Consider the following 23414-nt stretch of genomic DNA (forward strand, 5'->3'; position numbering starts at 1 on the left):
ACTACATCGAGATGTTCTACAACCCGATCCGCCGGCATGGTTCCGCTCGCGGACTGTCACCGGTAGAGTTTGAAAGGCGCTACGCGCAGAGCGGCGACTGAGTGTCTACAGAGCTCTGGCCGGTCCAGCACGTCGATGCAGGGATGAACACACCTCGCTGCGCCTGCGCGGGCGGCAATGTGAGCCGGAATGCGACGCACGCCACAGCACGCGACGGCCCTTCGACTTGCCGCGCATCAGGAACGTGCGCGGCCGGTAAGCGCGTCCAGCAGGCCTTCGGTGGTCAGGATGGCGTGCGCGTACGTGGGGGCGTTGATCTCGTGCGCGGCGTGCATCGCCGCCGCGCTGGCGGCGGCGGTGGCATCGCGGACGAGGGTCACGTGATAGCCCCGTTCGGCCGCGCACCGGCCCGTGGCCTCGACGCAGGTGTTGGCGATCAGTCCCACCAGGATCACGTGGCTGATGCGGTGCTGCTTGAGCAGGTAGTCCAGGTCGGTGTTGGCGAATCCGCTGCTGCCCCAGTGCTCGCTGACGATGATGTCACCAGGCTGCGGGGCGAAATCCGGATGCCACTGTCCGCCCCAGCTGCCCCGGGCAAAGGGCTGCAGGCGCGCCGCCCCCAACTGGTAGGGCGTGGGATGGTCCCAGCCCTTGAAGTCGGCGGGTTCGGAGCGGTGGTGCGGCACGATGAACACGGGCAGTCCCGCCTGCCGAATGCACGACAGCACGGCTTCGAGCCGAAGGTGCAGATCCACGTGGCGCGCCACCTCCGCCACCAGCGGCCACAGCTTGCCCTCCTCGGCGAGGAAGTCGTTGTAGGGATCGATCAGGAGTAGTGCGGTGCGCCCCGCGGGATAGGCCTGCATGGACATGGTGGCGTCCCGTGTAGCGCGAGTGGTGGCTCGCGTCGCCAGCATGGTGCAGTGGGCGCGGATCGCCTTGCATCGACGTGCGGGAACGCGCGCGTGTCCCGCCTGCTGCTACTTTGCGTCGGGCGAGCCTGGGGCGGCTGCCGGGGCCGCTGTGCGAGGCAGCGCGGCCGGTCCGCCTTCCTGCAGCGCGTGCACCTGCCAGGGAGGAACATCCAGTGCATGATCCAGCGCATCGGCCACCAGCAGCCGCACCAGCGCGTCATGCAATGCGCGGTCGCGCATCCTCAGTGCGGCCAGGGCGGCAGCCTGGTTTTCGTCCTGCATGTCCGAGTACGCATCGAACAGGCTCATCGCCCGCGAGAGCGATCCTGCGTCGGATTCATGTGCTGCCACCCGGGGCGAGTAGGCGGGGGTACCGTTTTCCGGCATGCATGACGGTGTCGGAGGAGGGGATTCGTATTGGTTCACACACCAGAGTTCGCCCTACGGGCGTGGATCAGGACGCCGTCGGTCGCACCGGCGTCCCTGGGCTACCACTGCTCGGGCAGCTCGCCTTCGCCAAGGTGGCTGAACAGGAAAGCGCGCGCCTTGCGCCAGTCGCGCCGTACCGTGCGTTCGGTGACCTTCAGCACGTCGGCGATCTCCAGTTCGCTGAGGCCACCGAAGTAGCGCATCTCCACCACCTGGGCCAGACGGGCGTCCAGCTTGCCCAGGTCCGTCAACGCCTGGTCGAGGATCAGCAACTGCTCCAGCCGCGAGGTCTGGACCGGCTCCGTGGTCTCGTCCAGAGGCAGCAGGTCCATGCCCTCGCCGCGTTTTTCCGCCAGTGCACGCCGTACCTCATCGAGCAGCACGAACCGCATGGCCCTGGCCACCAGCGCCACCAGATGCGCGCGGTTCTCGACGCTGAAATCCGCGCTGGCCAGCTTCAGCCAGGTCTCGCTGATCAGCGACGTGGGCGAACGTACGTGCGAGCGGCGCTGCTGGCGGATTTGCGCGCGCGCGATCTGGTGCAGGTCGCGATAGAGCAGCGCATAGATCCGGTTCCACGCGTCGGGTTTCCCGCTGCCGGCATCACCCAGCAGGCGGGTCACGGATTCCTCGTCCGGCATCGGCATGGCCGCGTCGCCTTGCGTCCACGGGTCCAGGCGGGTGCTTGCCGTAACGCTGCCTGGTTGCCGCCGCGCTGTCATGTCCGGACTGGGCCTGTCATCACGATTCCATCCCATATATGCCCCCGCGGGCGATTCGCACGCAAGCCGTAACACAGGTTCTGTGCGAGCGGTCCGTCGGGAGCGAAGGGAGTCGCGCTGGCCTGGGGAACGAACGGCATGGAGATTTCCACGTAGATGATCGGCAACGAGTATGTCATGCGCGGGTTTAACGAAGCCTGCAGTCGGATGGCGTCAGTCACGACGGAGGGATGGGGGGTGGCCATGGCCGGAGGTCGCCCGCATGGGGAATGACGGAATGATGGAGGGGCGGCACCCGCAGGACGAAGGCAGTGTGAGGAATGCCCACCACGCCGCGGCCTCGCTACCCGCCAGAAACTGGCCCATTCCCCCGGGGTTGGGGCCGCGCGCCACGAGTCAGTGGCCGATCATGCAGCGCCTGACCGAAGACGAATGGAAGGTGCTGATGCAGGCCCTGCCGGGCCGGGTCGGTGCGCGTGCGCGTCAGGGTGGCAATGCGCGCCGTTTCATCGAGGCCGTGCTATGGGTGGCGCAGACCGGTGCGTACTGGTCCGACCTGCCACGCGAATTCGGTTCGTGGCATGGCATCTACGTGCGCTTCATACGCTGGGCGCAGGACGGCAACTGGGAGGGCGTGCTGGCATGTCTGGCTCCACAGGACCCGCGTGCGCTCGACCTGCATGCCCTGGTGCAGCGCTACCTGCATCGCAACAACACCAAGCATCTGAGTCGGGCGATGCGGGCGTCATGAAACATCGCCGGAAGCCTCGAGGGCCGGAGGATGCCGGCCAGGAAATCCAGAGGGGAGGACGGGCCGGCCGTTGAACGTGTCTGCAGGCCATCCATGACCCTCTAGGTCTATCTGCCGACGTCCCCTGTCTGGCAGTTAGAGGGCGCCTCCCCTCCCCAGGGGGGCGACCCTGTCGCCTGCCATGCCCGACACATGGCAGGCATCGCGCTTCGGCGCCAGAGGGGGAGGTGCAATGCCTCCCCCTCGCTTTTTTCTCACGCAATGCCACGCAGGACTTGACGCAGCGGGCATGGCGGGTATTCCCGGCAATGGGAGCAGGCCAGATGAGCACGCACGTCTTCACCCCACAGGACGCCTGCGGAGGACGCTGCCGGATCCAGGTTCCCCGCAACGAGGAGGGCGCGCAGGCGTCGCGCGCGACGGCGGAGGCACATCCGTTCTAGGTGCTCGAACAAGGCGGTCGCGTAGGCCGCGTCGACAATGACACCGTCCAGCGGATGGGTACAGGCACCTGTGTCACACGCGTACACGACCGAAAGCGCCCTGGACATCCTTCGCATTGGTACGAGCGGTCGCTGCATCCTCGGGCGCTCGCGGAGTGCAGTGCCGCCGCCACAGGAGGCGCAGTGCGACGGTGTGTCGGCTCCAGCGTGCCACGGCGCCCGGCAGAGGTTACAGCACAACGTCGGGAGCATAAGCGCGCGAACCTGCGTGCGCACGCGATGCGCCGCGGGCCTGATCGCCTTCTTTCCACGGCGTGACCGACATTGCAGCGGTCCGCTCCGCACCTTCCACGCAGAAGTCCTGTTGCATTGCAGCGCGCGACGCGGCGCGTATGTCGATGACCGGTCGGCCAGCCGGTGCGCACTCGTCGTGCGATATTCGCTATCGCACTGATTTCCATGGCCAAGTCGCGGGTCATCGCGTTTCTGTTACTCGATAATCGTCGTTTTCCTTGCGATTGTATCGATCCAAATTTGACGCAATCGATGCCGCACGTCGAAGCTCCGGCCCGTCATGCTCCGGCGCTCACGTGTGCGAGGGGTCCGACGACACAGCCAATTCATCTCGACGCAAGGAGTTCACGATGTTCGATCGATTCCGCCGGATCCGGCGCACGAAGCGGTCTCTGCTGCTCGCTGCACTTCTCTGTCTTGTTTCGTTCCACGCTTCCGCCGATTCGGCCATCTATGGCGGCGGGCCCTTCTATCACGGAGGGCAGGCCGTCATGGACGACCTGCGCGCGTCAGGCTTCACTACGGTGATCCTGTTCGGCGTGCATGTGCAGACCAACGGCGATCTGCACTTCAATAATGATCCGATCATTTCCAACGGCACCTACATCGGCGACCCCGGCTGGCCTGCGCGCTTGGCGACGCTGAAGACGGCGCCGACCTCGGTCACCCGCATCGAGGCTTCGGTCGGCGGCTGGGGCACGGGCGATTTCCAGAACATCAAGAACCTGATCGCTGCGCAGGGCACCGGTCCGACCAGCGTTCTCTACAAGAACTTCCAGACACTGAAGCAGGTCACCGGCGCCGATGCGATCGACTTCGATGACGAGAGCACCTACGACCTGGGCTCGTCGACTGCATTCGGCAACATGCTGTGGGGCCTGGGCTATTCGATCACGCTGGCGCCCTACACGAACATGACCTACTGGAAGAGCCTGGCGGACAATCTCGCCGGCAAGGTCGACGGCATCCACCTGCAGGTCTACGACGGAGGTGCCGGCAACAATCCGGCCACGTGGTCCACCACGCTGGGCATGGCGGTCGACCCGGGCGTCTGGTCGAAGCACGGCAGCGGATGTACGGCGGGAGACAGTCCTGCCACGGTCCAGAGCAAGATGACGAACTGGAAGAATTCCGCCGGCATCGTCGGTGGCTTCATCTGGCTGTACGACGATATCCAGGCATGCTGGTCGCAAGGCACCACGGCCCAATACGCTGGCGCGATCAATGCGGTATTCGGCGGCAACGCAGCGCCCGTCGCCAACTTCAGCTCTAGCGTTGCAGGATCCACCGTGGCCTTCTCGGACGCATCCACCGACAGCGACGGGACCATCGTTGCGCGGCAATGGACCTTCGGCGATGGCGCCACATCCACGGCGACCAACCCCAGCCACAGCTATGCCGCCAATGGCACCTACACCGTCACGCTGACCGTGACCGACGACGACGGCGCCACCGCGAGCCGCAGCAATGTGGTCACGGTCGGCGCCAACCTGGCGCTCAATCGGCCTGCGACGGGATCGATCGTATGCAACGCCAATGAAAGCGCGGCGAAGGCGGTCAACGGCAGCGTTTCGGGCGGCACCACAGACAAGTTCTGCTCGCTCGCATCCTCGAAGTGGCTGCGCGTCGACCTGGGGTCGTCCCGCACGGTCCGTAGTTTCGTGATCAAGCATGCCGGAGCAGGCGGAGAAGCCACCGCGTGGAATACCAAGGCCTTCACGCTGCAGACCTCCACCGACGGCGCCACATGGACCACGGTGGCGACGGTGAGCGCCAGTAGCGCCAGCGTGACTACGCACGCAATCACTCCGCGCACGGCGCGCTACGTACGGCTCAACATCAGCACGCCGACCCAGAACGGCGATCCGGCCGCACGCATCTACGAACTCGAGGTGTATTGATTCACCATGGACGCGCCGTGCGTTCGCTCCATGCGCACGCACGGCGCCAGCGTCAGTAAACGGCAGAGGCGTGCAGGGGGGCGGGGTGCGTCCAGCCGGCGCGCGCATCCAGGAAACCCAGTTCGACCAGGACGGCCGTGCCCACGACCTGTGCGCCCTGCCGCTCGACCAGCACGAGAGCGGCTTTCAGCGTGCCACCCGTCGCCAGCACGTCGTCGACGACGATGACGCGCGCACCGGCCGGAAGCGCATCGGCATGGATCTCCAGGCGGTCGCGTCCGTATTCCAGTCCGTAGTCCTGCGACAACGTATGCCCGGGCAGCTTGCCGGGTTTGCGGACCGGCACAAACCCCACATCGAGTTCGCGCGCCAGCGTCGCCCCCAGGATGAAGCCGCGGGCCTCAACGCCGACGACGGCATCGAGCGCCACGCCGCGCCACGGCTCGGCCATCGCCGCGATTGCGTCGGCGAACGCATCGCCATCAGCCAGTACCGGCGTGATGTCCTTGAACAGGATGCCGGGCTTGGGGAAGTCGGGGATATCGCGCAGCAGGTCGGTCCAGGCCATGGGCGGTGGAATTCCAGGTGGGCCGATGATGCTATCGCAGCCTGCGGGGTCTGGGATGCAGTCTCCCGCGCCGGGCGGCTAATCAGCGTGCCGCCGCAAGGCTATCCTCGCCTTCCACCTCTCCCGGACATGCCCCATGAGCAACGCCCTTTCGATGTACCAGGCTTCGGTCCCTGTTCTTCTCCGTGCGCTCGCGAACCTGCGCCACGTGCTGGCGAAAGGCGAGGCGCATGCGCGGGACAAGGGCTATGAGCCCACGATCCTGCTGCAGTCGCGGCTGGCGCCGGACATGTTTCCGCTGGTGCGCCAGGTACAGTTCGCCACGGATACGGCGAAGTTCGCCGTCGCCCGCCTCGCCGGCGTGGAATCGCCGCGCTTCGACGATGTGGAAACCACGTTCGAGGAACTGTACGCACGTCTGGATGCGGTCAGCGCCTATCTGCGTACTTTCGACGAAGCTGCGCTGGAAGGCAGCCAGGACCGCAGCATCACGCTCACCACGCGCACGCGCGGCGAGCTGAAGTTCGACGGTCGAGGCTACCTGCTGGGCTTCGTCCTGCCCAACCTGTTCTTCCACGCCACCACCGCCTACGCGATCCTGCGCCACAACGGCGTACCGCTGGGCAAGCTGGACTATCTCGGCCCCCAGGCCTGAGCCGGCGCCGGGGCGGCCTGTCCGCTCCGGCCGCCCACCGGCGTTGGACAGGAAGAGCCGCGCGATCCCTGCCGCGCGGCGGCTTCCTCCGAGAAGCCGGTCGCCTGCGGCGACGGAGTGCTGCGTGTGTCACGGCATGCGACGTGACCCTCCGATACTGTCGTCCGGGCCTCCACGCCTTGCGACAAGCGTCGCCTGCGCGGATGCCGGGACCACTCCAGCGAGGGAAGCAGCGATGGCGACCGCACTACGGATCCTCTGCGTACACGGCGTGGGCCAGCATCCGCCCGGCGGGGCGTGGCAGCAGGCCTGGGAGGCCGCGATCCACGAGGCGTGCCGGCAGGTCGATGCCGAACGCGCGCTCGACATCCAGTACTGCCACTACGACGACATCTTCGCCCAGCACAAGGTGGGACTGGGCGACACGCTGGAAGCCCTGGCGCGCCTGCTGGCCAACGGCATTACCGCCCCGTTCCGGCGTGCGCGCGGCGACGATTCGCGCCTGCGGCATACCGCGGGCATGGTGGTGAAGTGGGTCGAAAGCCCCACCTTCCGCAAGCAGACGCGCGACCGCCTGGTCGAGCGCATCGACGCGGTGAAGCCGCATGTCGTGCTCGGCCACAGCCTGGGCTCGCTGGTCTGCTACGACACCTTCACCCACGAGGAGTCGCGTGCCACCGCCAGCGGGCGCTACTTCGTCTCGCTGGGCTCGCAGATCGGCAATCCGTTCGTGCGCGGCGAGTACCAGGCCGGCCGCCTCAGCGCCATCGAGAAGGCGCGCTTCTGGTACCACCTGTACAACCGCTTCGACTCGGTGTTCACGGCGCGCGTCTCGATCGCCGCCGACAACTTCCGCCAGGTGGACACGCACTTCGACATTCCCGGCAATGCCGACCACGCGGCGGAGGAATACCTGCGCCATCCGCAGGCCGTCAGCACGTTCTGGTACGACGTGCTCAACGACGAGACCGCGCGCATCACCCGTGCGCTGCGCGAACAGCGCCCCGTGTCCGCGCGCGTGGCCCCGCCGCGCAAGCGCGCGCTGCTGATCGGCATCAACGACTACCCCGATCCGGACCAGCGGCTGGCCGGCTGCGTCAACGACGTGTTCCTGATGAGCGCCATGCTGCAGGAACAGGGCTTCGACGCCGGCGATATCCGCGTGGTGCTGGACGAGCGGGCCACCGCCGACGGCATCCGTGAGCGCGTGGACTGGCTGCTGGACGGAGTGCGTTCCGGCGACCAGCGCATCCTGTACTACAGCGGCCATGGCGCGCAGCTGCCCACCTACGGGCTGGGCGACCGGGTGGACCGCATGGACGAGACGCTGGTGCCTTACGACTTCGACTGGACCGAGGACACCGCGCTCACCGACGACTGGCTGTTCGAGCGCTACGTGCAGCTGCCGTACGACGTGGACTTCACCATCCTGCTGGACTGCTGCCATTCCGGCGGCATGGCCAAGGGCGGCCCGGCGCGCATGCGCGGCCTCAATCCGCCCGACGACATCCGCCATCGCGCGCTGAAGTGGGACGCCGCGCGCGAGATGTGGGTGCCGCGCGAACTGGAGGTCGCCGAGCGCAAGCAACTGGCCGTGGACCAGGACACCATGCCGCTGGGCGACATGAGCGGGCGCTTGGGCTACGCGCTGCCGGTACGCACGCTGCCGCTGGGCGAAGCGCGCCAGCTGCGCAAGGCGCTGGGCCACAAGGGGCCCTACATGCCGCTGCTGGTCTATGCCTGCCAGGAGGGCGAGTTCGCCTACGAATACGAACACGGCGCCATCCAGCATGGCGCGTTCACCTACGCACTGGTCAAGAACTGGCGGCGGATGCTGCGCGGTGGCGCCGGCGACCGGCGCCGCCTGAAGGTCAGTGACCTGGTGAAGTACACCTCGCAGGAACTGCGCGAGCTGGAATACGACCAGACAGCGGCGCTCGCCGGGCCGGAAATCCGCCTGTCGCGCTGGATGTAGCGCGCCTCAGCCCGCCGCGGCGCATTCGCGTGCGCGCGCCAGCAGCAGGGCCTGCTCGCGCGCGTTGCGGGTCATCGCGGCGGCGCGCTCGAACTCGGCGCGCGCTTCGTCGTGCCGCGCCAGTCTAAACAGCAGGTCGCCGCGCACGCTGGGCAACAGGTGGTAGTGCTTCATCGCCGGATCGTCCTGCAACCGGTCCACCAGCGGCAATGCGCTTGCCGGTCCGGTCGCCATCGACACCGCGACCGCACGGTTCAGTTCGACCACCGGCGACGGATTCACCTGTGCCAGTGCCGCGTACAGCGTAGCGATCCGCACCCAGTCGGTGGCGTCGGCCGTGCGCGCGCGGGCGTGGCACGCGGCGATCGCGGCCTGCAGCGCCTACGGGCCGAAGGCGCCGCCCAGTTGCTCCGCGCGCGCCAGCGCCTCCAGGCCGCGCCGGATCAGCAGCTGGTCCCAACGGCTGCGGTCCTGGTCGAGCAGCAGCACGGCTTCGCCGTCCTTGCCCACGCGGGCGTGCAGGCGCGAGGCCTGGATCTCCATCAGCGCCACCAGTCCGTGCACCTCGGGTTCGCGCGGCGTCAGCGCGGCCAGCATGCGGCCCAGCCGCAACGCTTCCTCGCACAGCGCCGGCCGCACCCAATCATCGCCGCTGGTGGCCGCATAGCCTTCGTTGAACACCAGGTAGACCACGCCCAGCACGCTGGCCAGGCGTTCCTGCAACGCGTCGCCGCGGGGCACTTCGAACGCCACGTCGGCTTCGGCCAGCGTGCGCTTGGCGCGCACGATGCGCTGCGCCACCGTCGGCTCCGCCGCAAGGAACGCGCGTGCGATCTCGTCCGTCGTCAGGCCGCACAGCAGGCGCAGCGTCAGTGCGACCCGCGCTTCCATCGACAGCACCGGGTGGCACGAGACGAACACCAGCCGCAGCAGGTCGTCGTCGATGTCGTGGTCCAGCGCGTCCTCGTCGCGGCTGCGGCGTTCGTCCTGTATGTCTTCCAGTTCGCGCGCGAGTTCTTCGTGCTTGCGGTCGAGCAGCTGCAGGCGGCGCAGGCGGTCGATCGCGCGGCGCTTGGCGGTGGTCATCAGCCACGCCCCCGGATTGTCCGGCACGCCGTCACGGGGCCAGGTCTCCAGCGCGGCGACCAGCGCGTCCTGGGCCAGGTCCTCGGCCAGGTCCAGGTCGCGCAGCATGCGGGCGAGGCCGGCGATGACGCGCGCCGATTCGATGCGCCAGACGGCATCGATCGCGCGATGGGTGGGCGATGTCGTGGACATGGCGCGCATCAGACCACGGCGCTGCGGCCGGTGAAAGCCGCAGCGCAACGTAGGCAGTCAACATGGCGTCCACGCCGCGTCCGCACCGTCATCACGCATCCTTCTCGCAGTTGATCATCCACGGCACGCCGAACCTGTCCACCAGCATGCCGAAGCGCACCGCCCAGAACGTCTGTGCCAGCGGCATGGTCACCTGGCCGCCGTCGGACAGCGCGGCGAAGACGTGCTCGGCCTCCTTGATGCTGTCCACCGACAGCGACACCGAGCAGCCCTTCACGCCCTCGTAAGGTTGCGCCGGGTGGTTGTCCGATCCCATCAGCACGGTCTGCCCGAACATCACGTGCGTATGCATGATCTTCTGCCGGTAATCGGCCGGGATGTCGCCGCAGCCCTCCATGCCGTCGAACCGCATCATCGGCCCCAGTTCGCCGCCGGTCGCCTGGGCATAGAAGGTGAAGGCGGCTTCGCAGTCGCCGTTGAGGATCAGGTAGGGATTGACGTTCATGGTGGGCTCCTCGGGTGGTCGGGTGCAGGGCCGGCACGGCCTGCTCGTGTTCTCCGACGAACCGGCGGGGCCGGAATCGACAGCATCGGAGATGAAGATGCATCCGGCCTGCGCGCCCGTCAGCGGACGGCGTCGCCGGGATCCGCGGCGGCCCCGGCGATGGCCTCGCGCTGGCGCCGGCTCAGCTTCGTCAGGGCGTGGCGGTACGACCACGCCACCAGGTCCTTCAGGTAGGCGCCCGGCACCGAGGACACGTCCACCACGGTCACCCAGCGGTGTTTGCCCAGCCAGCGCGCGGGCTTGATGCCCGGCTGGTCGGTCAGCTCCAGGAAGCGCTCCGGCGCCACCTTGAAGCTGAAACGCCAGCGCTCGGGCTCGCTGGTCTTGAAGTAGGCGAAGCGCTTGCCGCCTACCTCGTACACCAGGATGTTCGAAGGCTCTCCATGCAGCGTTTCCACGCTGCCCGGCAGGGCGCGGCAATGGCGTTTTAGGGCGGCGACATCCATGCCGAGATGCTAGCGCTGCGAACGCGCGCGTGGCATGCAGGCTCGGCGGGGCGAGGGCGGTGGCTGCCCTCAAAGCGGCGTGAGGCCCGCCGCACGGCGTTCCGCGGCTCCGGCTACAGTGGCGCCACGTCGTTCACCCCTGATCCCGGAGCCGCCGATGAGCCGCCCATCCGCCTTCACCCGCCTGGCCAAGAAAGCCTCCACCTTCACCGGCCGTCCCGCCTGCTTCGCACTGGCGCTGGGCATCATCGTGGCCTGGGCGGTCACCGGGCCGCTGTTCGGCTTCAGCGATACCTGGCAGCTGGTGATCAACACCGGGACCACGGTGATCACCTTCCTGATGGTGTTCCTGATCCAGAGTACCCAGAACCGCGACACCGAGGCCATGCAGATCAAGCTGGACGAACTGATCCGCGTCTCGCGCAGCGCCAACAACGCGCTGCTGGACCTGGAGGAGCTGGAGGAGAAGGAACTCGACGACCTGCGTGCGCATTACGAAGACATGGCGCGGCAGGCGCGGGAGATGCAGGCGCGAAAGATGCGATGATCCGGGGACGGCTTACGCATGGAGGTGGGGCATGAAGGGAATATTCGGTGTATTGCTCACGATCATGCTGTGTCCTGTCATGGCCCAGACGCCGGCCAGTGGCAAGGCCTTCCGCTTTTCTGACGGGGGCACGTCCACCGTATACGAAATCGTGCGGGGCGATCCGGCGGCGGTGGATACGCTGGTGTTCACCTATGGCGGATCGGGGTGCACTGATCTTGCGCGTTATTGGTTACCGACACTCGCGGATGGCATGGCTATCCCCGCTCGTTTTATGGCGCTCAACAAACGGCACGTGGCGTCGGGCCAGGCGCAGAGGGGCGGTAGCGACACCTGCTCGCGTGCATTCAGGGCATGGAACCTGCCGCGGCACTGGATGGCGGACTACATGGAATTCGTCTCGCGGACGCTGGCAGCGGAGCCTGGGCGCTGGAAGAACGTGGTGTTGGTGGGGGGATCCGAAGGCGGCGCGCTCGCTGCCCGGGTTGCACGCGCGCGTAGCGACATCACCCACCTGATCGTGGTCGGAGATGGCGGCTGGAGCATGCGCGACAACCTTTCTTCGCTGATGGGCGCGGATGTCGTGGAAGCGGCATGGAAGGACATCGCGCGGCATCCCGACAGCGCGGAGGCGCTATGGCGCGGTCATCCGTACCGTTACTGGTTCGATACCTTCGATCACGCGCCCCTGGTCGACTACCTCGCCCTAGGGATTCCGGTGATCATCGGATTCGGTGAGCTTGACAGCAGCGTACCGGCCGCGTCCGCGCACGAAGTCCTGCGTGCGGCCCGGGCGGCTGGCAAGCAGAACATCGGTCTGGTGGTGTACCCCGGCGCAGATCACAGCCTGCAAGCGGAAGGGCACGATCATCTGCGTGAGTTCCTGCGGGGAGCAGGACAGGGCATTGCGAGCGGTCGACTGGACTGAGTGCGGGTGTTCGCGATGCAGCGACGTGCGTGCGGAGGCGTCACCATCGCTTCTCCATCCGGTAGTTGTGGATGTCCACGCCGTCCAGCACCAGGTCGTTGCGGCCGAGCAGGGTGAAGTCGCGGCGTTCGAACAAGGGGCGGGCGAGTTCGCTGGCTTCGACGAAGATCCGGTGCAGGCCGCGGCGCCGTGCATGCGTTTCGAGCGCGGCATACAGTTGCGAGCCCACGTGCAGGCCTTCGGCTTCCGGCGCGACGTACAGCATGTCGAGATGACCGTCGGCCTCCAGGTCGGCGAACCCGAGGAGCCTGCCGGCCTCATCCTGCGCCACCACCACGTGGCGTCCATCGCCGCAGCGCGCCGCCGTGTGGGCGACATCCGCGGTCGCCGCCCACACCGCAACCTGCTCGGGTGTGTATGCCCGCGGCCCGTAATGGCGCACGGAGCGGACGTACAGCGCGGTCAGCGCGGCGGCATCGTTGGGATGGTAGGGACGGAGGGTGGGCATGACCCGCTCTTCTCACACTAAGGCTATCGCGAGACCGAAAAAGGTCCGCTCTTCTCTCACCAAGGGTGTCGCGAGGACCAAAAAGGTCCGTTCTTCTCTCACTAAGGGTGTCGCGAGGACCAAAAAGGTCCGCTCTTCTCTCACCAAGGGTGGCGCGAGAACGAAATAGGTCCGCTCTTCTCTCACTAAGGGTATCGCGAGGCCCAAAAAGGTCCGTTCTTCTCACACTAAGGATAGCGCGAGACCCAGAAAGGTCCGCTCTCCTCTCGCTGACGGTATCGCGAGGGCCCACAAGATCCATTGACGGCTGCCGGGGCGCATGACCCGGGGGCGATGTCACGGGCGCAGCAGGTCGTCCAGCGCCCTCTCCAGCGTGGGGAAGCGGAAGGCGAAGCCCTCCGCGAGCGCGTGCGCGGGCAGCACGCGTTGGCCGGTCAACAGCAACTCGGCCATTTCACCGAAGCCCAGGCGCAGGGCGAAGGCGGGGGTGGGGATGAGTGCGGGCCGGTTCAACGTCGCGCCCAAGGTGCGGGCGAAATCGCGGTTGGTCACCGGCGTAGGCGCGGTGCCGTTGTAGGCGCCGCCGGCCTGGTCGCGTTCCAGCAGCCACTGGATCATTCCCACCAGATCGTGGCGGTGGATCCAGCTCATCCACTGCCGGCCATCGCCCATCGGGCCGCCCGCGCCCAGCCGGAACGGCGGCAGCATCTTCGCCAGTGCGCCGCCGTCGGCACCCAGCACGATGCCCGTGCGCACGCGGCAGGTGCGCACGTCCAGGCCCTCGGCCTGCATCGCTTCGGTTTCCCAGTCGCGGCAGAGGTGGGCGGCGAAGTCGTTGCCGGGGGCGGCGGATTCGTCCAGCGCTTCGTCCCCGCGCGGGCCGTAATAGCCGATGGCCGAACCGGAGACCAGGACGCGCGGGCGGACCGATTGCCGCGCCATCCAGCCGATCAGCGCGCGCGTGGTGTCCAGCCGCGAGGCCCGGAAGGCCGCCTTGCGCGTGGTGTTCCAGCGTCCGGCCATCAACGGTTCGCCGGCCAGGTTGACCACCGCCTCCACATCGCGCGCCTCGTCCAGCGACGCCAGCACCCGCGCGGCGGGCGGCACCTGGGACCGCGCGCGGGCGGGATCGCGCGTCAGCACGCTGAGGGTATGGCCGGCCTGCAGCAGCGCGGCGCAGAGCGCCTGGCCGATGAAGCCGGTACCGCCGGTGATCAGGACATGCATGGGAAGGCTTCCGTAAACCCGGACAGCTTACGCAGCGGCGTGTGTTGCGGATGTGGAACGGACCGTCGGCGGTGGCCGCCGGTCGGCCGGCGGGGCCGCGCCTACACTATGCGGATGGCTTCCCTTCCCCTGGTCCTGCTGCCCGGCCTGCTGTGCGATGCGCGCCTGTGGCGCGACCCCGCGGCCGCACTGGCCGACCTGACGCCGGTCCATCACGCCGACCTGACCCTGGACGACAGCGTGGCCGGCATGGCCGCGCGCGTGCTGGATGCTGCGCCCCCGGTGTTTGCGCTGGCCGGGCTGTCCATGGGCGGCTATGTCGCGTTCGAGATCCTGCGCCAGGCACCGGAGCGCGTGGCGCGTCTGGCTTTGCTGGACACCAGCGCGCGCACCGATCCGCCGAAGCGGCGGGCCGTGCGCAAGGCCGGCCTGGCGCTGGCCGAATCCGGACGCTTTGCCGGCGTCACCCGCAAGCTGCTGCCGCAGCTGGTGCATGAGAGTCGGGTGGAGAGCGAGGTGGGTGACGCGGTGATGGCGATGGCGCAGCGCGTCGGCCGCGATGCCTTCCTGCGGCAGCAGCGCGCCATCATCGACCGCCCCGATTCGCTGCCGCTGCTGCCCGCCATTGCCGTGCCCACGCTCATCGGCGTGGGCGAGGACGACCGCATGACCCTGCCGGAGGAATCGTGGCTGCTGCACGAACGCATCCCCGGCGCGCGCCTGCATGTGTTCGCGCGCTGCGGCCACCTGCCGCCGATGGAAGTGCCGCAGGAAACCACCGCGGTACTGCGCGACTGGCTGCAGGCGTCATGAGGCGTCGGGTACGCACACCGGTGCACGTCGTCGCCACGCCGCGCGGCGACAATGGCGCACCCTTTTCTTTTCGTTGAACGCACGGGAGTACACATGGAACTGGCGATGATCGGGCTGGGGCGCATGGGCGCCAACATGGCCGAACGGCTGGTACGCGGCGGGCACACGGTACGCGGCTACGACCCCGGCGATGCGGCGCGCCAGCAGGCCGAGGCGCGCGGGATCGTTCCGCACGCGAACCTGCAGAACGCGGTCGCCGCGCTGCCCACGCCGCGCGTGGTGTGGCTGATGGTGCCGGCCGGGCAGGTGGTGGACGACACGATCGCACAGCTGCGTCCGTTGCTGGCCGCCGGTGACACGGTGATCGACGGCGGCAATTCCAACTACAAGGACACCCAGCGCCGCGGCGCGCAGCTGGCCGACGCCGGCATCCACTACATCGACTGCGGCACCAGCGGTGGCGTGTGGGGCCTGGCGGAGGGCTACAGCCTGATGATCGGCGGCGATGCCGACGCGGTGGCGCGCCTGCAGCCGGTGTTCGCCACGCTGGCACCCACGCCGCAGACCGGCTGGGGCCACGTGGGGCCGAGCGGCGCCGGCCACTTCGCCAAGATGATCCACAACGGCATCGAGTACGGAATGATGCAGGCCTATGCCGAAGGCTTCGCCATCCTCAAGCACAAGCAGACGATGGACTTCGACCTGGGGGCGCTGGCGGAGATCTGGCGCCATGGCAGCGTGGTGAGGTCGTGGCTGCTGGACCTGACCGCCGATGCGCTGAAGAAGAATCCGCAGATGGACGGCATCGCGCCGTACGTGGCCGATTCCGGCGAAGGCCGCTGGACCGTCGCCGAGGCCATCGACCTGAACGTCTCCGCGCCGGTGATCACCCTGTCGCTGCTGGAACGCCTGCGCTCGCGCGACGACGATTCCTACGCCGACAAGCTGCTGGCCGCGATGCGCAACGAATTCGGCGGACATGCGGTGAAGCAGGGCTGATCACCCGGCCTTATCGCCCGCAGTGCCAATCTGCGGGCCTGCACTGGAGGACATTCCATGAAGATCCTGATGGTACTGACGTCGCACGACCGCCTGGGCGATACCGGGCACAAGACCGGTTTCTGGCTGGAGGAATTCGCCGCGCCGTACTACGTGTTCAAGGATGCCGGCGCGCAGCTGGTGCTGGCCTCGCCCAAGGGCGGACAACCGCCGCTGGACCCCAAGAGCGACGCGCCCGATGCGCAGACCGCGGCCACCGTGCGCTTCAACGAGGATGCTGAGGCTCTGTCGGCGCTGGCCAACACGCGCCGGCTGAAGGACGTGCTGGACGAGACGTTCGACGCCGTGTTCTATCCCGGCGGCCACGGACCGCTGTGGGATCTGGCCGAGGATGCGGATTCGATCCGGCTGATCGAACAGGCCTTCTCCGCCGGCAAGCCGGTGGCGGCGGTCTGCCACGGCCCGGCGGTGTTCCGGCATACCCGTGGCGCGCTGGGCGAGCCGCTGGTGAAGGACAAGCGGGTCACCGCGTTCTCCGACGAGGAAGAGGAGGCCGTGGGCCTGACCGGCGTGGTGCCGTTCTCGCTGGAGGATGCGCTGAAGAAGAACGGTGCGCACTACGAGCGGGGCCCGGTGTGGCAGTCGTATGTGGTCACCGACGGCAAGCTGGTGACGGGCCAGAACCCGGCCTCGTCCGAGGCGGCGGCCGAAGACGTCCTGCGCCTGCTGCGTTGAGGCTTCACGAGGGTTTACCGCGGCGCGCGTAGCGTGGCGCCTATGCAAGGAGGTCATTCATGAGTGAGGCGCCCGGACATCTGTATACCCGGCAGGAAGACATCGCGCGGATGGAGGCGCTGGTGTCGCAGCTTCCCGACGAGGCGGTGGTGGAACTGCACCTCACCGATGGCGGCTCCATCACCGGCGTGGTCACCACGCGCCCCAGCGTGCAGGTGTTCCGCGATGGCGACGGCCACGAGGGCTTCAATGCGGTGGTGCGCATCGACGACCACCGCCGACCCGATGTCACCCATTACCTGTGGCTGGACCGCATCGCGTCGGTGACGCCGCTGGGGGCGGCCTGATGCCGCACCTGCCGACCGCCGACATCACCTGCCCCTACTGCGGTGAAACCATCACCCTGGTGGTGGACGATTCGGCCGGCGACCAGCGCTATGTCGAGGACTGCCACGTCTGCTGCCGGCCGATCGAAGTGCGGGTGAGCGTGGACGACGACGGCATGGTCGCGGTGGATGCGTGGGGACAGGATGAAGCCTGACGGCGTCGCGGAACCGTAACGCGCGTATCGCCACGGGCAGGCGTATGCTCGGCCCCGGTCCGACAACCAACCCTGGGGAGGGGAGATGAACACGACCACCACCGTTGCAACCAAGCGCTCGCTCGGCTTCTGGATCACCGGCCTGTTCGCACTGGTCTGGAACCTGATCGGCGTGGCCATGTGGTACCTGCAGGTCAACATGTCCGCCGATCAGCTGGCGGCGATGACCGAGGCCCAGCGCCAGGTCTACGAGGCCACGCCCGGCTGGCTCAACATCGCCTTCGCGGTGGCAGTGTTCGCCGGCGTGCTGGGAGCGCTGGGCATGCTGCTGAAGAAGAAGTGGGCGGCGACGATGTTCCTGCTGTCCCTGATCGCGCTGCTGGTGCAGATGATCGGCGCCTACGTGGTGACACCGGCGTGGTCCGCCTATGGTCCCGTGGGGCTGGTGATGCCGGCGGTGCTGCTGGCGATCGCGCTGTTCCTGCTGTGGTACGCGAACAAGGCGCAGGCGCGCAGCTGGTTGTCCTGAGCTTCGCTCGATAAAGAGAAAGCCGCCGGGAAACCGGCGGCTTTTTCATGCCGAGACGAGCTTCGTAGGTGGGCCTTGGCCCACCATCATCCCCCATGCCATCTTCCGCGAGCGATCCGGCACGGCGGCGGTGGGCCAAGGCCCACCCTACGTCCATCGTCATGCTTCCGCGTCTTCCAGATCCACGCCGATGAAACCACCGGACTGGCGGCGCCACAACGCGGCGTACAGGCCATCCTGCTGGAGAAGTTCCTCGTGGCTGCCGCTTTCGATCACGCGGCCGCCGTCCATCACCACCAGGCGGTCGAGCACGGCGATGGTGGACAGGCGGTGCGCGATGGCGATGACCGTCTTGCCTTCCATCAGGGCGTAGAGCTGCTCCTGGATGGCGGCCTCGACTTCCGAGTCCAGCGCCGAGGTGGCTTCATCCAGCACCAGGATGGGTGCGTCCTTCAGCAGCACGCGCGCGATCGCCACGCGCTGGCGCTGGCCGCCGGAGAGCTTCACCCCGCGCTCGCCCACCTGGGTGTCGTAGCCGCTGCGGCCCTTGGCATCGGTCAGCCCACGGATGAACTCGTCCGCATGCGCGCGCCGTGATGCCTCCAGCAGTTCCTCCTCGCTCGCATCCGGCCGGCCATAGCGGATGTTGTCGCGGATCGAGCGGTGCAGCAGCGAAGTGTCCTGGGTGACCATGCCGATGTTCCGGCGCAGCGATTCCTGGGCGACGTGCGCCACGTCCTGGCCGTCGATCAGGATGCGCCCGCCTTCCACGTCGTAGAAGCGCAGCAGCAGGTTCACCAGCGTCGACTTGCCGGCGCCCGAGCGGCCGACGATGCCGACCTTCTCGCCCGGCTTGATGACCAGCGACAGGTCGTCGATCACCTTGGCCTCACGACCGTAGTGGAACTTCACGTGGTCGAAGCGAATTTCGCCCTGCGTGACCTGCAGATCCTTGGCATCCTTCGCATCGGCGATGGCCAGCGGCTGCGCCAGCGTGCCCATGCCGTCCTCGACCGTGCCGATGTTCTCGAACAGGCCGGCCACCTCCCACAGGATCCTGTCCGACATCGAACGGATGCGCATCACCAGCGCGCTGGCCACCGCGATCGCGCCCATCGAGATCGACGCCTGCAACCAGGCCCAGATCGCCACACCGGCCACGCTGGCCAGCAGGAAGGCGTTGAGCGTATGCAGGGCGACGGTCAGCTGGGTGACCAGCCGCATCTGCGCGTGCACGGTGACCATGAACTCGTCCATGGCGCCGCGCGCGTAGTCCTGCTCGCGCATGGTGTGGGCGAACAGCTTGATGGTCTGGATGTTGGTGTAGCTGTCGACGATGCGGCCGGTCATCTGCGCGCGCGCGTCCGACTGCGCCATCGACACCTTCTGCAGGCGCGGGACGAAATGGAACACCAGCACCAGGTAGCTGGCCAGCCAGACGACCAGCGGCAGCACCAGCCACACGTCGGCCTGCGCCACCAGCACCACAGTGCCGACGAAGTAGACGACGACGTAGACGAACACGTCCATCAGCTTCATCACCGTCTCGCGGATCGACAGCGCGGTCTGCATGACCTTCTGCGAAATGCGGCCGGCGAATTCGTCCTGGAAGAAGCCCACGCTCTGCCGCAGCAGGTAGCGGTGCGACAGCCAGCGGGCGATCATCGGGTAGTTGCCGAAGATGGTCTGGTGGATGATCAGCGACTGCACCAGCACCAGCAGTGGGTAGGCCACCACCACCAGCAGGCCCATCCACAGCAGTTTCTCCCCGTGCACCTGCAGGAAGCTGTCGCGGCCGGTGCTGCCCATCCAGTCGACCAGCTGGCCCATGTAGTCGAAGAAGGTGATCTCCAGCGCGGAGATCACGCCGGTCAGCACCGACATCGCCAGCAGCCACGGCAGCAGCGGACGCGAGTAGTGCAGCAGGAACGGCAGCAGCTTGCGGGGCGGCGTGGTCGGCTCGCCCTTCGGATACGGATTGATGCGGGTTTCGAAGAATCGGAACATCGGTCGGTCCATCGTGGGCGCGCATCGGCGCGCCGGGGAAAACGTGCCGGCTCAGCCGGCGGGGTAGGGCCAGGCCGCGCGCGCCTGGCGGAGCGCGTGGCCGTACCAGGCCAGCTGGTCCAGCATGCGGCGGGCGGCGCGTTCGCTGGCGTCGCCGTCGCGCGGCCTGCCTCCGGTGTCGAAGCGGTCCCACGCCTGAGTGAAGTACACGCCATCGCGCACCGGCACCGCATGCAGGCCGGAGAACACCTGCCGCAACTGTTCCGCCGCGCGGACGCCGCCGCTGTGGCCCCCATAGGCGACGAACGCGACCGGCTTGGCCTGCCAGTGGGCCTGGACCGAATCGATCACGTATTTTAGCGCGGCGGGGTAGCCGTGATTGTACTCCGGCACCACCACCACGAAGGCGTCGGCGCGCCAGATGCGTTGCTGCAGATTCACCAGGTCGGCACTCGGTGTACCGCCGTGGCGGCGCGGAAGATCGAGCAGGGCCGGGTCGATGGCGTCGACGGTGTAGTCGTGTCGCAGGGCCAGCTGCGCACGCAGCCAGTCCGCGACGGTGTCGCAGAAGCGGCCGTCGCGCGTGCTGCCGTACAGCAGGGCCAGATGAAGCGGATCTTGCATGGGGATGGGTTGCCAGGAGACGGGACGGCAGGGTAGAACCTCAAGCATTCTTGAGGTCAATGCGCCATGCCGGGAAAACAGCATCCTCCCATCGAAACGGAGCTCACCGTCGGCCAGGTGGCCGCGCGCGCGGGCGTCGCGGTCTCCACCCTGCATTTCTACGAGTCCAAGGGGCTGATCCACAGCTGGCGTAACGCCGGCAACCAGCGCCGCTACCCGCGCGAGGTGCTGCGTCGCGTGGCGGTGATCAAGGTGGCCCAGCGCACCGGCATTCCCCTGGCGGAAATCCAGGCGGCGCTGTTGTCGCTGCCGGAGAACCGCACGCCCACCGCCGCCGACTGGAAGAGACTCTCGGCACGCTGGCGGGATGCACTGGATGCCCGCATCAACAGCCTGATCCGTCTGCGCGACCAGCTCGACGGTTGCATCGGCTGCGGGTGCCTGTCGTTGAAGGCGTGCCCGCTGCGCAATCCCTGGGACGAGTTGGCCGATGAGGGGCCGGGGGCGCGGCTGCTGGAAGGCGACACCTAGCCCGCAGTCGGGATGCCGTATGCTGCGGCGGCGCCAAGGTCGGCGCGGTGAGGGAATACGCATGAAGAAGTGGATGCTGTGCCTGTTGTTCGTCGTGATCGCGCCTGCCACCGTTCACGCAGCGCCCGCCAGTGAGGCCTCCGTGCACGAACTGCTGGAGGTGACCCGGGCACGCCAGATGCTGGAGCAGGTGTACGGCCAGATGGAATCCATGTATGCCGGTTCGATGCAACAGGCACTGGGCGACGAGGTGACGCCGGAGACCCAGGCCCGGATGCAGCGCTTCAGTGCCCGCATGACCGCGCTGATGAAGCAGGAGATGGGTTGGGACGTGATGGCGCCGATGTACGTCGACATCTACAGCAAGTCGTTCAGTGAGGACGAGATCCGGGGCATGCTGGCGTTCTACCGTACTCCGGCTGGCCAGGCCGTCATCGAGAAGATGCCGCTGGTGATGCAGAACACCATGCAGGCGGTGCAGCAGCGGATGGGTGCCATGATGCCCGCCATGCAGAAGATGATCGCCGAGGAAATGGAACACACGCCTGCCGCGGCCGAGTGAGCGCCCGCACGTGCCTGACCTGGCCCTGTTCGACTTCGACGGCACGCTGACCACGCGCGAGACGTTTCCGGCGTTCATGCGTTACGCGGTTGCACGGCCGCGTCTGCTCGCCGGCGGCGTGCTGCTGGCGCCGGTGGTGTTCGGCTACCGGCGTGGCTGGGTGGCGGGCAATCCCACCCGTGCCAGCATCGTGCAGGTGGGATTGCGTGGCGTGGATGCGGAACGTCTGCGGGCGCAGGGCGCTGCGTTTGCACGCGATGTGCTGCCCGGCGTGCTGCGACCGGAGGCCATGGCGCGGCTGGCGTGGCATCGCCAGCGCGGCGATCGCGTCGTGGTGGTGTCCGGAGGGCTGGATGTCTATCTGGCGCCGTGGTGCGCGGATCAGGGCGTCGAACTGCTGTGCTCCGTGCTGGCGGAGCGCGGCGGACGCATCACCGGTTACGCGGGCCTGCAATGTGTCGGCGAGGAAAAGGTGCGCCGCGTGCGCACGCTGTGCGATCCGCAGGCCTACGCCGCCATCCACGCTTATGGCGATACGCATGAAGACCAGGCCATGCTGGCGATGGCGCATCACCGGACCTATCGCGGGCACGTGGTGGCCTGAGTGCCCTGCTTTTTTTTGTAGGAGCGACGTCAGTCGCGACCGCAGACCCTGGCGCGTCATGGCGTCGTCCACGAGCACGCATCCCATCCGTGCTCTTGATCGAACTGTATGGGGGATGGCGTGCGGTCGCGACTGACGTCGCTCCTACAGCAGTGAGGTCAGTCCACGGGAAGGCTGCGCTGTTCCTCGCTGCTTCGCACCCCCAGTTCGATCAGCCGCATGACGTCCAGCGCCTGCTGTGGCGTCACCGGCGGTGCGGGGCCCTGCAGTACGGCATCGCGGAAGGCGGCGTAGTAGCGGCGGTAGTCGCCAACCTCGGCGGGGGCGACCTCCGAGACGAGTCTTCCCCCGCGCTCGCGCACGAGTTCTCCCGCGCGGGTGTCCACGCCCCAGCCTGGCGCGCCCGGGACCACACCGGCGCGCAGCTGGTCTTCCTGCACGTCCAGGCCGTGCTTGAGGTAGCTGCCGCGCGTGCCATGCACGGCGAAGCGCAGGCCGTTGCCCGCCACCAGCGTGCCCGCGTGCAGGTGCGCGCGATGGGTGGGATACCGCAGCGTCGCGTGCACGTAGTCCGGCGCCTGCGCGCCATCGCGCAGGCGTGCGATATCGACGCTGATCGCCTCGGGCAGGCCGAACAACTGCACGGCCTGGTCGATCAGGTGCGGTCCCAGGTCGTACCACAGGCCGCCGCCGGGCGCGTCTTGCTCGCGCCAGCGATCCTGTACGACGGGGCGGAAGCGATCGAAGTGCGAATGGAATTCCGCCACGCGCCCGAGCGTGCCGTCACCGACCAGGCGCTGCACGGTGAGGAAATCCCCGTCCCAGCGCCGATTCTGGAACACGCTGACCAGGCGGCCCGCCCTGCGTGCCGCGTCGACGACATCGCGCGCTTCGGTCAGCGTCACCGTGAACGGTTTGTCGACCACGACATGCTTGCCCTGCGCGAGCGCGGCCATCGCCAGCGGCGCGTGCGAGTCGTTCGGCGAGGCGATCACCACCACATCGACGGCAGGATCGGCAAAGGCCGCGTCGGGATCACCCACGACCTGCACATCGGGCCAGTCCGCATGCACCTTGCCGGCATCGCGCGAGACGACGGTGTGCAGGACCAGGCCGGGCGTGGCCTGGATGAGCGGCGCATGGAACACCTTGCCGACGAAACCATAACCGACCAGGGCGACGCGGAGGGGAGCGTTCATGCGTGCATGCGGGCAGGGAGCGATGCGGCCATTTTAGTGGATCGCACGTGTCGACCTGGCGTGCACCAGGATGAATCCCGCGCAACCGCTGGCTGAACATGTCGGTGCATTTCACATGC

General features: G+C 67.7%; 26 protein-coding genes and 1 pseudogene. 15 read left to right on the forward strand and 12 right to left on the reverse strand.

What is annotated here, in order from left to right:
- Positions 1-236: 236 nt before the first annotated feature.
- The 3 genes from CSC76_RS11170 to CSC76_RS11180 form a co-directional block, all read right to left on the reverse strand.
- Positions 237-872: a cysteine hydrolase family protein gene (locus tag CSC76_RS11170; RefSeq protein WP_162110090.1), complete on the reverse strand. Its 636-nt coding sequence runs from the start codon at positions 870-872 to the stop codon at positions 237-239.
- Positions 873-980: 108 nt separating this feature from the next.
- Positions 981-1223 carry a hypothetical protein gene (locus CSC76_RS11175; protein WP_162110091.1) on the reverse strand — a complete coding sequence of 81 codons (243 nt, stop codon included), beginning with the start codon at positions 1221-1223 and terminating at the stop codon, positions 981-983.
- A 179-nt stretch (positions 1224-1402) separates the two neighbouring features.
- On the reverse strand, positions 1403-1990 hold the full coding sequence (locus CSC76_RS11180; protein WP_162110092.1) for an ECF-type sigma factor: 588 nt from the start codon (positions 1988-1990) through the stop codon (positions 1403-1405).
- Positions 1991-2474: 484 nt separating this feature from the next.
- Here CSC76_RS11180 and CSC76_RS11185 point away from each other — a divergent pair, with 484 nt between their 5' ends.
- Together CSC76_RS11185 and CSC76_RS11190 are read left to right on the forward strand one after the other, a co-directional pair.
- Positions 2475-2816 (forward strand): transposase, encoded by a 342-nt coding sequence (locus tag CSC76_RS11185; RefSeq protein WP_162110093.1) that lies wholly within the window; start codon positions 2475-2477, stop codon positions 2814-2816.
- 1228 nt (positions 2817-4044) lie between these two features.
- Positions 4045-5454 carry a PKD domain-containing protein gene (locus CSC76_RS11190; protein ID WP_238394942.1) on the forward strand — a complete coding sequence of 470 codons (1410 nt, stop codon included), beginning with the start codon at positions 4045-4047 and terminating at the stop codon, positions 5452-5454.
- A gap of 52 nt (positions 5455-5506) precedes the next feature.
- Here the strand turns inward: CSC76_RS11190 and CSC76_RS11195 are convergent, their stop codons facing one another.
- Entirely contained in the window at positions 5507-6022 is a 516-nt protein-coding gene (locus tag CSC76_RS11195) for an adenine phosphoribosyltransferase (protein ID WP_162110095.1), read from the reverse strand.
- Positions 6023-6158: 136 nt separating this feature from the next.
- Here CSC76_RS11195 and CSC76_RS11200 point away from each other — a divergent pair, with 136 nt between their 5' ends.
- Positions 6159-6677, forward strand: coding sequence for a DUF1993 domain-containing protein (locus CSC76_RS11200; RefSeq protein ID WP_238394943.1), 519 nt, complete (start codon positions 6159-6161; stop codon positions 6675-6677).
- A gap of 235 nt (positions 6678-6912) precedes the next feature.
- Positions 6913-8652 carry a caspase family protein gene (locus CSC76_RS11205; RefSeq protein ID WP_162110096.1) on the forward strand — a complete coding sequence of 580 codons (1740 nt, stop codon included), beginning with the start codon at positions 6913-6915 and terminating at the stop codon, positions 8650-8652.
- A 6-nt stretch (positions 8653-8658) separates the two neighbouring features.
- On the opposite strand, the pseudogene CSC76_RS11210 reads toward CSC76_RS11205, so the two are convergent.
- The 3 genes and pseudogenes from CSC76_RS11210 to CSC76_RS11220 form a co-directional block, all read right to left on the reverse strand.
- Positions 8659-9930: pseudogene (locus tag CSC76_RS11210) on the reverse strand (RNA polymerase sigma factor).
- Between the two features lie 91 nt (positions 9931-10021).
- Positions 10022-10435 carry a VOC family protein gene (locus CSC76_RS11215; protein ID WP_162110097.1) on the reverse strand — a complete coding sequence of 138 codons (414 nt, stop codon included), beginning with the start codon at positions 10433-10435 and terminating at the stop codon, positions 10022-10024.
- A gap of 119 nt (positions 10436-10554) precedes the next feature.
- Complete coding sequence (locus CSC76_RS11220) at positions 10555-10941, reverse strand: MmcQ/YjbR family DNA-binding protein (protein ID WP_162110098.1); 387 nt, start codon at positions 10939-10941, stop codon at positions 10555-10557.
- Positions 10942-11098: 157 nt separating this feature from the next.
- Here CSC76_RS11220 and CSC76_RS11225 point away from each other — a divergent pair, with 157 nt between their 5' ends.
- Together CSC76_RS11225 and CSC76_RS11230 are read left to right on the forward strand one after the other, a co-directional pair.
- On the forward strand, positions 11099-11488 hold the full coding sequence (locus CSC76_RS11225; RefSeq protein WP_162110099.1) for a low affinity iron permease family protein: 390 nt from the start codon (positions 11099-11101) through the stop codon (positions 11486-11488).
- A 31-nt stretch (positions 11489-11519) separates the two neighbouring features.
- The gene (locus CSC76_RS11230) at positions 11520-12416 is read left to right on the forward strand and encodes an alpha/beta hydrolase family protein (protein ID WP_162110100.1); all 897 of its coding nucleotides are present in this window, start codon (positions 11520-11522) and stop codon (positions 12414-12416) included.
- A gap of 40 nt (positions 12417-12456) precedes the next feature.
- Here the strand turns inward: CSC76_RS11230 and CSC76_RS11235 are convergent, their stop codons facing one another.
- Positions 12457-12924 carry a GNAT family N-acetyltransferase gene (locus CSC76_RS11235; RefSeq protein ID WP_162110101.1) on the reverse strand — a complete coding sequence of 156 codons (468 nt, stop codon included), beginning with the start codon at positions 12922-12924 and terminating at the stop codon, positions 12457-12459.
- 336 nt (positions 12925-13260) lie between these two features.
- A complete protein-coding gene (locus CSC76_RS11240; protein ID WP_162110102.1) occupies positions 13261-14151 on the reverse strand; it encodes a TIGR01777 family oxidoreductase in 891 nt (296 codons plus the stop codon).
- 114 nt (positions 14152-14265) lie between these two features.
- On the opposite strand from CSC76_RS11240, the gene CSC76_RS11245 reads away from it, so the two are divergent.
- The 6 genes from CSC76_RS11245 (at position 14266) to CSC76_RS11270 (ending at position 17768) form a co-directional block, all read left to right on the forward strand.
- A complete protein-coding gene (locus CSC76_RS11245) occupies positions 14266-14964 on the forward strand; it encodes an alpha/beta fold hydrolase (RefSeq protein ID WP_202923522.1) in 699 nt (232 codons plus the stop codon).
- Between the two features lie 93 nt (positions 14965-15057).
- Positions 15058-15963: a phosphogluconate dehydrogenase (NAD(+)-dependent, decarboxylating) gene (gnd, locus tag CSC76_RS11250; RefSeq protein WP_162110104.1), complete on the forward strand. Its 906-nt coding sequence runs from the start codon at positions 15058-15060 to the stop codon at positions 15961-15963.
- 57 nt (positions 15964-16020) lie between these two features.
- A complete protein-coding gene (locus tag CSC76_RS11255) occupies positions 16021-16698 on the forward strand; it encodes a type 1 glutamine amidotransferase domain-containing protein (RefSeq protein WP_162110105.1) in 678 nt (225 codons plus the stop codon).
- 59 nt (positions 16699-16757) lie between these two features.
- Complete coding sequence (locus CSC76_RS11260) at positions 16758-17045, forward strand: DUF3247 family protein (RefSeq protein ID WP_162110106.1); 288 nt, start codon at positions 16758-16760, stop codon at positions 17043-17045.
- Positions 17045-17239, forward strand: coding sequence for a CPXCG motif-containing cysteine-rich protein (locus CSC76_RS11265; RefSeq protein ID WP_162110107.1), 195 nt, complete (start codon positions 17045-17047; stop codon positions 17237-17239). Before CSC76_RS11260 ends, CSC76_RS11265 begins: the two co-directional genes overlap by 1 nt.
- Positions 17240-17324: 85 nt before the next feature.
- Positions 17325-17768: a hypothetical protein gene (locus CSC76_RS11270; protein WP_162110108.1), complete on the forward strand. Its 444-nt coding sequence runs from the start codon at positions 17325-17327 to the stop codon at positions 17766-17768.
- A gap of 159 nt (positions 17769-17927) precedes the next feature.
- On the opposite strand, the gene CSC76_RS11275 is transcribed toward CSC76_RS11270, so the two are convergent.
- Both CSC76_RS11275 and CSC76_RS11280 read right to left on the reverse strand, forming a co-directional pair.
- Positions 17928-19775 (reverse strand): ABC transporter ATP-binding protein, encoded by a 1848-nt coding sequence (locus CSC76_RS11275; protein WP_162110109.1) that lies wholly within the window; start codon positions 19773-19775, stop codon positions 17928-17930.
- A gap of 51 nt (positions 19776-19826) precedes the next feature.
- Positions 19827-20399, reverse strand: coding sequence for an NADPH-dependent FMN reductase (locus CSC76_RS11280; RefSeq protein ID WP_162110110.1), 573 nt, complete (start codon positions 20397-20399; stop codon positions 19827-19829).
- Between the two features lie 66 nt (positions 20400-20465).
- On the opposite strand from CSC76_RS11280, the gene soxR reads away from it, so the two are divergent.
- The 3 genes from soxR to CSC76_RS11295 all read left to right on the forward strand — a co-directional run bounded on the left by soxR (position 20466) and on the right by CSC76_RS11295 (position 22096).
- A complete protein-coding gene (gene soxR, locus CSC76_RS11285) occupies positions 20466-20930 on the forward strand; it encodes a redox-sensitive transcriptional activator SoxR (protein WP_162110111.1) in 465 nt (154 codons plus the stop codon).
- Positions 20931-20991: 61 nt separating this feature from the next.
- Positions 20992-21492 (forward strand): DUF2059 domain-containing protein, encoded by a 501-nt coding sequence (locus CSC76_RS11290; RefSeq protein ID WP_162110112.1) that lies wholly within the window; start codon positions 20992-20994, stop codon positions 21490-21492.
- Between the two features lie 10 nt (positions 21493-21502).
- Positions 21503-22096 carry an HAD family hydrolase gene (locus CSC76_RS11295; protein WP_162110113.1) on the forward strand — a complete coding sequence of 198 codons (594 nt, stop codon included), beginning with the start codon at positions 21503-21505 and terminating at the stop codon, positions 22094-22096.
- 158 nt (positions 22097-22254) lie between these two features.
- Here the strand turns inward: CSC76_RS11295 and CSC76_RS11300 are convergent, their stop codons facing one another.
- Entirely contained in the window at positions 22255-23295 is a 1041-nt protein-coding gene (locus CSC76_RS11300; protein WP_162110114.1) for an oxidoreductase, read from the reverse strand.
- Positions 23296-23414 lie beyond the last annotated feature (119 nt).

The organism is Pseudoxanthomonas mexicana (genome assembly GCF_010093385.1).
In the GTDB taxonomy this organism is placed as follows: Bacteria; Pseudomonadota; Gammaproteobacteria; order Xanthomonadales; family Xanthomonadaceae; genus Pseudoxanthomonas_A; species Pseudoxanthomonas_A mexicana.